General features: G+C 38.2%; 14 protein-coding genes and 1 riboswitch. All 14 genes read right to left on the reverse strand.

What is annotated here, in order from left to right:
- Positions 1 to 185 precede the first annotated feature (185 nt).
- The 14 genes from ACIQXW_RS07920 to ACIQXW_RS07985 all read right to left on the reverse strand — a co-directional run bounded on the left by ACIQXW_RS07920 (position 186) and on the right by ACIQXW_RS07985 (position 13,183).
- Entirely contained in the window at positions 186 to 959 is a 774-nt protein-coding gene (locus tag ACIQXW_RS07920; RefSeq protein WP_401016907.1) for a hypothetical protein, read from the reverse strand.
- 261 nt (positions 960 to 1,220) lie between these two features.
- Positions 1,221 to 1,404: riboswitch (cobalamin riboswitch) on the reverse strand.
- A 180-nt stretch (positions 1,405 to 1,584) separates the two neighbouring features.
- The gene (locus tag ACIQXW_RS07925; RefSeq protein WP_401016909.1) at positions 1,585 to 2,310 is read right to left on the reverse strand and encodes an ABC transporter ATP-binding protein; all 726 of its coding nucleotides are present in this window, start codon (positions 2,308 to 2,310) and stop codon (positions 1,585 to 1,587) included.
- Between the two features lie 12 nt (positions 2,311 to 2,322).
- The gene (locus ACIQXW_RS07930) at positions 2,323 to 3,072 is read right to left on the reverse strand and encodes an ATP-binding cassette domain-containing protein (RefSeq protein WP_402760907.1); all 750 of its coding nucleotides are present in this window, start codon (positions 3,070 to 3,072) and stop codon (positions 2,323 to 2,325) included.
- Positions 3,065 to 3,877 carry an ABC transporter permease gene (locus ACIQXW_RS07935; RefSeq protein WP_401016912.1) on the reverse strand — a complete coding sequence of 271 codons (813 nt, stop codon included), beginning with the start codon at positions 3,875 to 3,877 and terminating at the stop codon, positions 3,065 to 3,067. The genes ACIQXW_RS07930 and ACIQXW_RS07935 overlap by 8 nt, the downstream gene beginning before the upstream one ends.
- Positions 3,874 to 4,842, reverse strand: coding sequence for an ABC transporter permease (locus tag ACIQXW_RS07940; protein ID WP_402760910.1), 969 nt, complete (start codon positions 4,840 to 4,842; stop codon positions 3,874 to 3,876). Before ACIQXW_RS07940 ends, ACIQXW_RS07935 begins: the two co-directional genes overlap by 4 nt.
- Positions 4,832 to 6,418, reverse strand: a complete 1,587-nt coding sequence (locus tag ACIQXW_RS07945) for an ABC transporter substrate-binding protein (protein WP_402760913.1) — start codon at positions 6,416 to 6,418, stop codon at positions 4,832 to 4,834. The genes ACIQXW_RS07940 and ACIQXW_RS07945 overlap by 11 nt, the downstream gene beginning before the upstream one ends.
- Positions 6,419 to 6,447: 29 nt before the next feature.
- On the reverse strand, positions 6,448 to 7,254 hold the full coding sequence (locus ACIQXW_RS07950) for an urease accessory protein UreD (protein ID WP_402760916.1): 807 nt from the start codon (positions 7,252 to 7,254) through the stop codon (positions 6,448 to 6,450).
- On the reverse strand, positions 7,247 to 7,876 hold the full coding sequence (gene ureG / locus ACIQXW_RS07955) for an urease accessory protein UreG (RefSeq protein ID WP_340824379.1): 630 nt from the start codon (positions 7,874 to 7,876) through the stop codon (positions 7,247 to 7,249). The genes ACIQXW_RS07950 and ureG overlap by 8 nt, the downstream gene beginning before the upstream one ends.
- Positions 7,877 to 7,893: 17 nt before the next feature.
- Complete coding sequence (locus ACIQXW_RS07960) at positions 7,894 to 8,634, reverse strand: urease accessory protein UreF (protein WP_402760919.1); 741 nt, start codon at positions 8,632 to 8,634, stop codon at positions 7,894 to 7,896.
- Positions 8,576 to 9,022, reverse strand: a complete 447-nt coding sequence (locus tag ACIQXW_RS07965) for an urease accessory protein UreE (RefSeq protein WP_340824375.1) — start codon at positions 9,020 to 9,022, stop codon at positions 8,576 to 8,578. Before ACIQXW_RS07965 ends, ACIQXW_RS07960 begins: the two co-directional genes overlap by 59 nt.
- A gap of 69 nt (positions 9,023 to 9,091) precedes the next feature.
- Positions 9,092 to 10,807, reverse strand: coding sequence for an urease subunit alpha (gene ureC / locus ACIQXW_RS07970; RefSeq protein ID WP_402760922.1), 1,716 nt, complete (start codon positions 10,805 to 10,807; stop codon positions 9,092 to 9,094).
- Positions 10,804 to 11,172, reverse strand: a complete 369-nt coding sequence (locus ACIQXW_RS07975) for an urease subunit beta (RefSeq protein WP_340826475.1) — start codon at positions 11,170 to 11,172, stop codon at positions 10,804 to 10,806. Before ACIQXW_RS07975 ends, ureC begins: the two co-directional genes overlap by 4 nt.
- 14 nt (positions 11,173 to 11,186) lie before the next feature.
- On the reverse strand, positions 11,187 to 11,489 hold the full coding sequence (ureA, locus tag ACIQXW_RS07980; protein WP_340824373.1) for an urease subunit gamma: 303 nt from the start codon (positions 11,487 to 11,489) through the stop codon (positions 11,187 to 11,189).
- A 446-nt stretch (positions 11,490 to 11,935) separates the two neighbouring features.
- Positions 11,936 to 13,183 (reverse strand): methyl-accepting chemotaxis protein, encoded by a 1,248-nt coding sequence (locus ACIQXW_RS07985; RefSeq protein ID WP_340824371.1) that lies wholly within the window; start codon positions 13,181 to 13,183, stop codon positions 11,936 to 11,938.
- Positions 13,184 to 13,190 lie beyond the last annotated feature (7 nt).

Consider the following 13,190-nt stretch of genomic DNA (forward strand, 5'->3'; position numbering starts at 1 on the left):
GGTTTATCGGTTATTTAGCAAGTTTTATTGGCGATTTGAATGGTTTTATCGGCGATTCAGCGACTTTTATCGGCGATTTTAAAGGTTTTATCGGCGATTCAGCCAGTTTTTATGGCGATTTCAAAAGTTATCCATAAAAAATGACAGAAGGCATCGAGAACATCTCGATGCCTTTTATATTAATCCTATAAAGCTTTTTTCGCTTTCGCAACAAAGTTATTCGCTGATTCCACAATTACGTAACCATTACTATTCGAAAAATCAACAAGAACCGAACCTGGTTTACTCTTTAAAATTTGTAATTGCTCAATTAATTGGAGCAATAATTGATGACCATTGCCTCTTGGATGCCAATTTAAATGATAGTCATTTAATTCTTTAACACTTTGAAGAAATTGAGCGTATTCACACTCTACATACTTTATTAAATGTACTATTTTATTACTATCTTGATTTGTATGAACGACTAACGACAACTCTTCTAAATAGGTGTGATAGAAACGCATAACCATCGAGCATAGTAAATCATTGACTCTTGCAGCACTTAAGATGGGCTTTGGCTCTAAATCAAGCCTATCTAAATTTGGTTTAGCTCGAATCGAATCAATACGTGTTATTAAATGATACGGCTCACCATTTACCTCATATACGATTGGATTTGTTGGCATGTACATCATAAAGGCATTCTTTTTTGTTTTCAGCTCATCCGCTACACTTGCTTTAGCAAAAAGGCACCCTTCATACACCTCATTTTGAATCCAAATGATGCCTTTGTTATAGAAAATTTGATTAAATAAACGTTCGTTCCGAATAAGTCCTGTTGCTAAAAACTGATCAACAAGTGCTTCAATGACCATTCTCGTTTTTGGCTGCTTGGCAACTTCAATGCGCGGCAGTTTACAAATCTTCATATCTCCATATTGCTTTTCCTGTGTTGTACAAACATGAATTTTCGTCATACGTGCACCTCTTTTCGTACATATTTTCAAAACAAATGTTTAGATTACATAAAAAGACGGATTTCCTGCTAAATAAGAGGAAATCCGTCATCCGGCTAATCATTATCATTCATCAAGTAACATCAAACATTGCACCAATGGGAGAGATTTGGCTCGATGCCGTATCCCTTTATATCCTTTGGTTTTTATCGTTTGACGTACTGTGACGAACAGAACATTCTGTTTTGTCAACATGCCACCTCCTATTCCTCGTAGGTTATTGGTGTGTACTTGTAACAGGCAGGTCTCCTGACTTATGGTCATCGCTTCTTTTCACCTTCCCATCATTTGACAGTGGTATTTGAAAAGACGCTCACATTTACAGTTGCGGGACAGTGTCGGACTTGCACCGACTTCCCTTTTCAGTAAATTGCACGCAATTTACACCTATTACTACACGCTATTCAGTTTTAATAAAATGTATAGTATCGCTAGTATACTATTAAATCACATTGTAAAGTAATGGAATTTCAATGTCAATGAACAGTACAAGGTATCTATTTGGACTTACAGATTAATATAGTTTTGAGTACATTCGTAAAAAGGATATTTTTCCATCCAGATCAAAGCTAATTATTTTCAAATATCATTCACTTTCCATCGCTTGAAATAGCTTTTGAGCATAGCTATCGGTGAAATTAAATGCACCTTGTTCCTTGTACTGTTCATCGACAATTTCGCCAGCTTTCATTACATAAATCCGTTCACTTAAATATGAAACTGCTTTTAAATCATGAGAAATAAATAAAATAGCCATGTTTCTTTCTTTATTTAACGAAATTAATAAATCGATAATTTCCCGCTGAATTAGACGATCTAGGCTAGAAACAATTTCATCACATACTATTAATTTTGGTTCAACTAGAATAGAGCGTAATAAATTTACTCTTTGCTTCTCCCCACCACTAAGTTCAGAGGGTAGAGATTGTAATACATCGTTTGATAACTTGACCTTCTCGAGCATCGTTTGTAAATAGGTGTCCGTCACGAATTTCTGATGCTGCAATGGCTCCCTTAATAGTTCCTTAACCGTCCACATAGGGTTTAAAGCATTACTAGCATTTTGGAATATAATTTGGCACTTTTCATAAAAGGACTTCCGATTGTTCTTTGTGATTTGTTGATTTTGAAAAATTACGGTCCCTTTATCAGGTGATTCTAGCTGCATAATGACTTTGGCTAAAGTACTTTTACCGCTTCCACTTTCTCCTACAAGTCCGACGATTTCGCCTTCTCCTACAGTAAGGTTTATATTTGCTAACACTTGCTGTCCTGTTCGATAGCTTTTATTTACGTTTTCTACCCGAAGCAACTAAAACGCCTCCTAAAAATGATTTGTGACAAGCCGTTTTGTATACGGATGTTTTGGTTGCTCAAAAATTTCTGTCGCTTGCCCCTTCTCGACAATCTCTCCATTTTTCATCACAACAATCGTATCCGCTAGTGAAACTGCAACCCCTAAATCATGAGTAATCAATATAATAGTTGTTCCCAGTTGAGCATGTAGATTTTTTAGTAATGTAATAAAGTGTTGTTGATGCAACATATCTAGTGCAGAAGTTGGTTCATCAGCTATCAAAATGTCTGGCTTATTATACAATGCACAGGCAAGCATACAACGTTGCAGCATACCCCCTGACAACTCAAATGGATAGCAATCTAATACATCTTCGGTCAAATTTAATTCCTTTAAGATAGCGGTCATTTTTGGCAGAAACATTGCTTTCTCCTCACCCATTCGTAAGGCAGTAAACATATACAATTGTTGTTTCATTTTTTGGGTAGGAGAAAAGCTATTTGTAGCATCTTGAAAAATAGTAAAGATATGCTTTGTCCGTAACAGTAACCTATCTTTTTTTGACATCGCCATTATATTTTTCCCATTAAAGTACACTGCCCCTGTCGTCTCAGCTTGTGGCGGGAGCATTCCTAAAATAGCTGATACGGTTGTGCTTTTCCCACTCCCACTTTCACCAATAACTGCTGTAATTTGGCCTTTTGGCACAGTTAACGAGATATTGTGGATGAGATTTTTATCGTTCACTCGAACAGTTAAATTGTCGATTTTAAACATGTGATCGTTCTCCCCCTTGTTTGAAAGTGCTCCCGATTGCTTGCACACATAATATCGTCACAAAAATCATAAACCCAGGAAAAAGGCCGATCCACCAAGCACCAACGAGTAAATCATTTTGCGCTGTGTACAGCATCGTCCCCCATGACGGGATGGCTGGCGGCACACCGATGCCTAAAAAGCTTAAAGACACTTCGGTAAAAATCGCACCAGCAAAATTAAATATCGTCACGACAAAGATGGCTGGCAAACTATTACGTAATAAATGACTAAATAATATTTTCCACAATGGGGTACGGAACATTTTAGCCATTTGAACAAATTCCATTTCCTTTAAACGAATAAACTCTGAGCGCACGATTCGAGCTGTGACAAACCAGCCTGTGAATCCGATAATCATGGCCATTCGCCAAACACTTCCTTGCATAATTGCTTGCAGGGCAAGCACAATGACCAAGGATGGAATCGTTAAAAATGCCTCCAAAATGCGCATCATTATTACATCGACGGCACCACCAACAAAACCGCTTATACCACCGTAAATAATGCCTACAATGCTAGAAATTACGACTGACACAATGGCGATGAAAAGTGTCACTTTTCCCCCAACAAGTATTCGTGATAAAACATCTCTGCCTAGCTGATCTGTACCGAGTAAATGTGTAAGATTAGGTGCTTCATAAATCTGATTCATATCCATTGCATTTGGTTCAAAAGGTGCCAACAGTGAGGAGAAGATGGTTGTTCCTAAAATTATGCAAAGAAGTGCAAGCCAAAATAGTGGCATCTTCCGTCGTTTTCTCATACTATTTTCCCTCTTCTCAATCTAGGGTTGATGCAAATCATTAAAACGTCGATTACAAATAAGCAAATGACCACCACAACACCAATAATCAGAATGGCTCCCATAAGTACTGGGAAATCCTTTACCATCACTGATTTCACTAGCAGTGATCCTAAACCTGACCAGCCAAAGAGTGTTTCAACTACTATGGAACCACCAAAGAATGAAGGAATCGTCACACCAATATAATTGATATACGGAATAACAGAATTCCGTAGTATGAGGTTTCTTATTTGTCGGTCTGGTACTCCATTTGCACGCGCAACTTGGACATAATAACTACGATTCTCTGCCTTAACACTATCCTGTAAAAAACGTGCGAATATGCCCACATGAGAAATTACTAAAACGATTAAAGGGAGCACAATATGGTTTAAGCGATCAAGCCAACCTCCATTGCCACGCACATCATTCATACCTGAAGAAGGAAACCAACCAAGCTGTAGCGAAAATATTATAATACAGACAATACCTAGCCAAAATGGAGGAATCGCAGAACTTGCAATACTAAAGATGGATAATCCTCGATCCAATAAAGAACCTTCTTTCATTCCTGCCCGTAATCCTAGCCAAGTAGAGACAATTGTAACGATGAATAACGTGAGTGCCACCAGCTGTAATGTGTTGGGTAAACGTTCTAATAAAATCGTTATTACTGGTCTACCTTCTTTTGCAGAATAGCCTAAATTCCCTTTTACCGCTTCACCTAGCCAAGTGCCATATTGAAGAAGGACTGGCCTATCTAAGCCAAACGCTTTTTCAATTCGTTCTTGCTCAGCTACTGTTAATGTTTGAGCATTGCCTCCATAATAAGCCGCCGCCGGATTGCCAGGTGCAGCATGCATAATGAAAAAAGAGAGGAAGCTCACGATAATGAGGACAATTGTCCCCATTATCACTCGCTTCCCGATCCACTTAGCGATCATTCCATTTCCACTCCTCGACATTCCATAAGAAGCCGGCGCCGTGATGACCTAAAATACGCTCTTTAACACCACTAATATTTTTATTAATGCCATAAACAGCATCAACATAGGCAAAATAAGCGAACGGTGGATCTTCTGCTAGCTCCTCTTGTAATGCCTTATAGACTTCCTTGCGTTTTTCAGGATCGACAGTTGTTCTTCCTTCTTCTAGCAAAGCATCTACTTTCGCATTTGCATAGCTACCATAATTGTAGCCAGCACTTGTTACGCTAGATTCGTCAGAATAGAATAAACTGTACGTATGGTGGTCGGCATCATATGGACTTCCCCAACCAACCATAAACGCTTGTGTTTCTTCAATAACGATATTGCTCCAATCAAGTGCTGCTACTTCAACATCTGCCCCAATTTCTTTATAGCCTTGCGCGACATAATTGGCCATATTGACACGAACTGTATCTGTAATCGGTGCCGTAATAGTAAAGGCGAGTTTGTTACCGTCTTTATAGCGGAATCCATCATCTGCTAATATCCAGCCTGATTTTTCTAATAATTCATTTGCTTTTTCAACATCAAAAGTATAATGTTCAATATTTTCGTTTACATAGGCATGCTTTTGTAGCGGCGAATATGCTTCTGTACCATAACCATGTAAAATACCTTTGACGATGCCAGCTCGATCTGTACCGTAGCTTACCGCTTTTCGAACATTGACATCCTTCCAAAGTGGATACTTCATATTAAATAACACGCCACGATAATCTGCTGATTCAACTTCATACATTTTTAACTGCTCTACTTTTGAAAGTTCTTCAACCTGATTCGGATCAAGTAAGGCAATATCTACCTCACCGGATTTTAGTTGTAATGCACGAACATTACTATCAGGAATAAATTTAAAAATGACTTTTTCAATGGATGCTTTTGTTCCGAAGAAAGATGGATATGCTTTAAGCGTTAAGCTTGTCCCTTTATCCCATTGCTCCACCATATAAGGTCCAGCTCCAATAGGTTCTTGGTTAAACGTAGCCGTTCTCATCTCTTGACCTTCAAAGACATGCTTCGGCAAAATTGGCACTGTTAACTTATCTAACATCGGCGTAAATGGTTCATCCAATTCGATTGTCATCGTTGTGTCATTTACTTTTTGCATCGCTTTAACATGGATAAAATCTGACTTTAAATAAGACCCATTCGCATCATCAAGAATACTGTTAATAGTAAACATTACATCATCTACTGTTAACACTTGCCCATCATGAAATGTCACATCATCACGAATCATGATCGTATAAGTTAACAGGTCATCCGATATGTCAACGCTTTTGGCAATATCATATACTGGTACATTATGTTCATCAAAACGCATAAGACCTCTAAAAAGTAATGCATCTAAATTCGTTTCCTCTAAAATTGGATTTAACCCTGCAAATTCGGATTCAGATGCATAAATAAGCTCATTTGCTTTTGAAGAGGAAGCAGCGGATGGCTGTTTTTCCTCGCCTTGATTAGACTCATTACTACAGCCAGCAAGACTAAGTATGAATAATAAAATAAATACTGAAAACTTTTTCAATTCTCTATCTCCTTCATCACCACAGAAATTTAAAGTATTGTTGCCACATGTTCAAACATGCGATTGATTTCTTTGTGGAGTGTTCGCTGCTCTTTTGAAAGCCATCTACAATGGATTGCATGATCTGTTAGTTTTGTAACACTTGCCTGAATGGAACTCTCCTGTTGGATCATTTCCTGTAATTCTCGAATATTGAGATTCTCAACTTGTGGAGATACAATCCATAACGAACCGATATAATATGCCCTCTCTAACAGACCAATCGTAGATAGGTTCATTTCCTGAGGTTTAAAATGGAATGAATCAAATGCAATTAGAGCTTCCTCAACAAAGATTTTGTATTTGGATTGGAAGGATTGATAATCAAAGATTTCTCCTCGCATTTCTCGACCTGGTGCAATAATTTCACCCCATATTAATGTAGAGCTTTTTGCCATGCGAATCGTTGTATCCACTTGAAATTTCGCTTGTTCAAAAGGAATGGTCACCTCAGGTAGCCATTCTAATCTTGCCCCTTCTGCAATTTCCACCGTAATTTCCTGTGTGCATCGTTCACCATTGTGAGAAGGATAAATTTTTAGAGCGGATTGTTGTTTTAATTTTACTTGACTATCTGGTGCAAGCTTTACAGAGATTTCATTTCGATCACCAGCTACCATGCCACCAGATGATTCCATGATAAAAACTGTGGCAGTTGGCTTATTATCAGCATACAATTCTCGGCTTGCCTTCAATGGCGGTTGCTGATATACATGAACAAGTCGTGTATAGCCCCTTCTTGGCTCAAATGCCATCTCTAATTTGCCATAATGATTTACTTTTCCTTGATTAAGCATTCACGTCAGCTGCTTCGGCGCCTTCAAGTAACATGTGATGCTGAATCCATTCAACAACCTTGTCGACATTTGTTTGTGAACGAACGTCTGCAAAAATATATGGACGTCCAGCACGCATTTTTTTCACATCCTGATCCATGATCTCTAGGTCTACACCAACATGCGGTGCCAGTGACGTTTTGTTGATTAGCAGTAAATCCGAACGTGTTAATGCAGGTCCACCTTTACGAGGTATGTCCTGTCCTTCAGCCACATCAATTACGTAAATATAGCCATGAACAAGTTCTGGGCTAAATGTAGCCGATAAATTATCCCCACCACTTTCAATGAAAATAATATCTAAATCTTCAAAGCGTTTGTTTAAGTCATCAATGGCAGAGAAGTTCATCGATGCATCCTCACGAATAGCTGTATGCGGGCATCCACCTGTTTCTACTCCGATAATACGATTCTCTTCTAGAACACCATTTGTAATTAAATACTGGGCATCCTCTCTTGTATAAATATCATTTGTGATTACTGCCACATTGTATTTTTCATGCATTGCACGTGTTAATTGATCTACTAAAGATGTTTTCCCAGAACCAACTGGGCCTCCTATACCAATTCGAATTGGCGTCATTTATATCCACTCTCTTTCTATGAAATAAATAATCTTGAAAATAAAAATTCATGTTTCATCGATGCTAGTTCAATACCTAAAGCATTATTAGAGAGGTCATCTATCGTTAAGGTCATGACCTTTACCGAAGCTTCCTCTATAAAGACAAGAAGTTTATTTAATGCTTGTACACCTGTATTTTGACCGAACGGCACAGCGCGAACAGCATTTTGTACTAATCCGCTAATGGATGCATACATATAAGTCATCACTGCATGATAGACATCTACACCAAGTGCTTCACTATAAATCGCATAAAGTACTGCGTAATGGCCTTGCACTTCTTCTTTGGCTATCTTTTCTTGCCATTGCATTAATAAAGGGCTGTCCATAATAGGTGCCACTGTTCGGATAAATTGCTTGCCAACATTGAGACTAGCATCTCTCGATTCTTTTGCTAGCTTGATAGCCCCGCAAAGTTCGTCTAACTCTGTAAGGCGAGCACAATCTCTTACTTTTGCTGCATGGAACGCATCCTGAATAATTAAGGCGTCACCATTCACTAAATTATGAAATAAATACGATTTACAATAATCTATTAATTGTTCCTTTGTGCGAATAACATCTTCCTGAATATACGTTTCCATCCCATATGAATGCGTATAAGAGCCTATTGGAAATGCAGAATCATGGATTTGTAATAGGCGCAATAACGAAAAATCAGTGAGCGTGTCCGCGGTATTTGAATGGTTGTTTAAAACGTCGTTCTGTCGTTTCATAGTTCACTCCTATTTCATCTAATAATGGGTTAATCGTATGATCAGCTCGTACGATAATTTCATTATGTTCAATTAAGCAAGGTGTATGGCGATTGCCTAATTCAAATGCAGATTTCCCCATCTCATACATATCTTTCGGTGAAATGACGATAACTGGTTCGAGTTTTGTACGAATCGCAATGCGACGGCTATCATCCTCAAATAATAAGTCACCATATTGTAATGGCTCGTCACCTTCTAAACGTAAAGCAATATCCGTGCCTTTATCTGTCTCTGTTCGAAGGATACGTTTGCTTAATTCTTCCCACTCAAGCTCTATCCACTCTGTTGTTTTATGTGAATGTTCTTCTTCATTCGCAATATTGCCGATAATTTTTTCAATTAACATCTATGTTGCACCTCTTTATCGATTTTTTGACTGTACCTCTGTTACTGTTACACACTCTCTATTTTTTTCTTAAAATAAGAAATATCGTTGTGCCATTGGCAAAACATCAACTGGCTCACATGTAGCTAATTCACCATCAATTTTCACTTCGTATGTTTCAGGATTAACATCAATTTTCGGTGTAGCACTATTAAGCTTCATATCAGCCTTACTAATATTTCGGCAATTTTTCACTGTCCCTATCATACGTTTTAAACCTAATTTTTCCGGTAACCCTTCCTCTACTGCAATGTTTGGTAAAAATGTCATGCCACAATTTTGAGGGCCTTGTCCATAAAAGCCAAACGTCCGACGTCCTTTCATAGGCTGCGGTGTAGGAATTGATGCGTTTGGATCACCAGTAATACCGTAAACTGCAATACCACTTTTTATAACAACTTCCGCTTTGACGCCAAAGAACGCTGGATCCCAAAGTACGATGTCCGCTAGCTTGCCTTCTTCTAGTGAGCCTACTTCATGGCTAATTCCATGTGCTATTGCTGGGTTAATATTGAGCTTAGCCATATAGCGCTTGACGCGGTAATTATCGTGATCTTTCCCTTCATCTTGCGGTAAAGCACCACGCTGCTTCTTCATTTTGTCTGCCGTTTGAAATGTTCGTATTGTCACTTCACCAACACGACCCATCGCTTGTGAATCAGATGACATAATACTTAAAACCCCTAAATCTTGCATAATATCTTCTGCAGCAATCGTTTCTGGTCGAATTCGAGAATCGGCAAACGCCACGTCTTCTGGTACATCATGCTTCAAATGATGACAGACCATTAACATATCTAAATGCTCATCAATCGTATTCGTTGTAAACGGTTTTGTTGGATTAGTAGATGCTGGCAATATATTAGGTAATGATGCCATTACTAATTGGTCTGGTGCATGTCCACCACCTGCACCTTCCGTATGGAAAATATGAATAACACGACCATCAATAGCATTAATTGTATCTTCTACGAACCCAGCTTCATTTAATGTATCTGAATGTAACGCCACCTGAATATCATACTCATCAGCAACTGTTAAACTTTGATCAAGTGCTGCGGGTGTTGCACCCCAGTCCTCATGTATTTTCATACCAATTGCCCCAGCACGAACTTGCTCAATAATTGGTTCAGGATCAGATGCACTACCTTTGCCAAGTAATCCAACGTTTATTGGAAAACCTTCTACAGCTTGTAGCATGCGATGTAGATGCCATTCACCAGCAGTTAAGCTTGTCGCCTTAGAACCAGCTGCAGGCCCTGTACCTCCACCAATAAAGGTTGTTGTCCCCGCTAATAATGCTGTTTCCACTTGATCCGGACTAATGAAATGAATATGCGTGTCGATAGCCCCAGCCGTAGCGATAAGACCTTCACCTGCATAAACCTCTGTGCCAACGCCAATAATCATATCTTGGTCGACGCCGTCCATACTGTTCGGATTGCCTGCTTTGCCAATACCAATAATACGCCCATCTTTTATACCGATATCCGCTTTCACAATACCCGTATAATCAATGATAATGACGTTCGTTATTACGGTGTCAAGCACTCCTTCATTTCGTGTATTCTTTCCGTTTTGTCCCATAGAGACACGCAATGATTTACCACCACCAAATACGCCTTCATCCCCGTACGTTGTATAGTCCTTCTCGATTTCAATCCATAAATCTGTATCGGCCAGCCGAACCTTATCTCCTACTGTTGGACCAAACATTTTCGCGTAAGCTTCATGTGTTACCTTCATTTTTCTTCCGCTCCTTTAAAGCCACCTTCAATTGCCTTATCTAATATTTCATCCTTATGATGAGTAGAGCCTTCCGTTAGCTTGTTCAATCCAAAAACATGCTGTTTGCCCCCAAACTCAACAAGCTCCACTTCTTTTTCTTCCCCAGGTTCAAATCGAACTGCTGTGCCTGATGGAATATGAAGATGCATTCCGATCGCATCTTCTCGGTTAAACTCTAGAAATCTATTGACTTCAATAAAATGAAAATGGGAGCCAACTTGTATCGGACGGTCTCCCGTATTCGAAACAAGTACTTTTTTTGTTGCTCTTCCTACATTTATTTCGATAACATCATTTTTTGGTCTGATTTCTCCAGGAATCATCATCAATTCCTCCTTTACTGAATTGGACGGTGTACGGTAACAAGCTTTGTTCCGTCTGGGAATGTACACTCTACTTGCACATCGGAAATCATGTCACCCACACCTTCCATAACATCCTCTGCAGTTAGAACATGTTTCGCTTCACTCATTAATTGTGCAACTGTTTTTCCATCTCTAGCACCTTCCATAATAAAACTACTAATAAGTGCTACAGCCTCTGGATAATTCAGTTTTAACCCACGCGCTTTTCTTTTCAGCGCAAGTTCTCCTGCCACATGGAGGAGTAGTTTTTCTTGTTCTACTTGTGATAGCTTCAATCCAATCTCTCTCTTTCCAAAATTCAGAATTATCTTTCTATAATGATTCTCGATATAATTCAGTCTTTCAATTTTCTTACAATTTAGTTTTACATACAGTTTGTTTTTTCATATAATTTATGATTTCGCTGGGATTTGCGAAGGTTATAGAAATGACTTGTTGACCCGGCGAATGCGGGTTGCAATAGTTGAAGTGTGTTAGAAGAGGTAACAGTTAGTCCATTATAAGAAACTATATTAAAAAATTCAACATTTTTATTTGTCTGTGAACTTACAAGTTTTCTGAATAAAAAGTAAAAAAAAGAGACTATTTCACAAAAATAAATTACTTTTGCGAAATAGCCTGCTATGTTCGTACATAGAAACATTAAAAAATTATATTAAAAAAATTATTATTTTATTTTAAAGAAGCATTTAACTGAGTGTATATATCCCTCTTGTTAAAGTTAAATTACTTGAAATCGATTTGTCACCTTTTGCAAGTCATCAGCCTGAATCGTTAACTCCTGAGAAACTTGATTGACTGCTTGCATAGAGGCCGTTTGCTCATCCATAGATTGTAACACAGCTTCCGTATAGTTAGATAATCTATCCATGCCACCCGCTATATTGGTTACTAATGTGGCTACCTCATTTGCACTTCCCGACAAATGTTTTGCAGTAGTCGAAATATCTTCGAGTTGATTAGTCATTTGGCTCACATGATTGGAAATGTTACCAAACGATTTTGTCGCCTCATCGATAACATAAACACCTTGTTGGACATTTTTTAAATCTTCCTCAACAGCTACTGCTACTTGCTTCGTATCACTTTCAATGCCAACTACTAGGTCAACAATTTGTGTAGCAGAATGTTTGGATTGCTCTGCTAAATGACGAACTTCCTCTGCAACTACAGCAAAGCCTTTACCATGCTCACCAGCACGTGCAGCTTCTATCGCAGCATTCAATGCAAGTAAATTCGTTTGATCGGTAATCGTTGTAATCATTTCTGTCATGGCTTTAATATCTGTCATTTTATTTGTTAATTGTTGCATTAATCCACTCGTTTTATCTGTAGAAGATGAAATAAATTCCATCTGTTTTTTTGCTACATGCAATATTTCTGCTCCGTTTCCTGCTATATCATTCGCTTCTTTAGCATGGTCGTAAACACCTTGTGTTGCAGTTGTAATATGTTCAATTCCGTCCACCGTTTGTTGCATGGCAATAGCACTTTCATTAGCAGATTGTGCAGCTTGTTTTAGTCCAGTTGACGTTTTCTCCATTTGATGGTCAACCTCTTTTACAGCTATCGTAATTTCATTTGTACTTGCTGAAAGTTCCTCTATGCTTGCAGATAAATCTGTTGAGCTGTTCGCAATTGTTTGCGTCATAGTATGAAGTTGTTCTTTCATCTCAAGAAAGGCTTTAGCTAACTCTGATATCTCACTATTATCATGTGTGGCAATTGTAATAGTATCAAATTCCCCTGCTGTAATCGCTTTCGCAGCATTTGACAATTGGTTAATCGGTAGAATTACTTTATATTTGACATAGAACATATAAGACAAAGTAATCGAGATACCAACGATTGTTAAAATTGTAGAAAGCCAAGCTAATGATGTTAAATTTGCCAAATCAATAATTAAAACAACAATCATAATTAAATTTAAAACAGAAAAACCGATAATACTTTTTCTTCGCAAACTCATACTAAAT

It is taken from the genome of Lysinibacillus sp. NPDC097162, from assembly GCF_044762185.1.
In the GTDB taxonomy this organism is placed as follows: Bacteria; Bacillota; Bacilli; order Bacillales_A; family Planococcaceae; genus Lysinibacillus.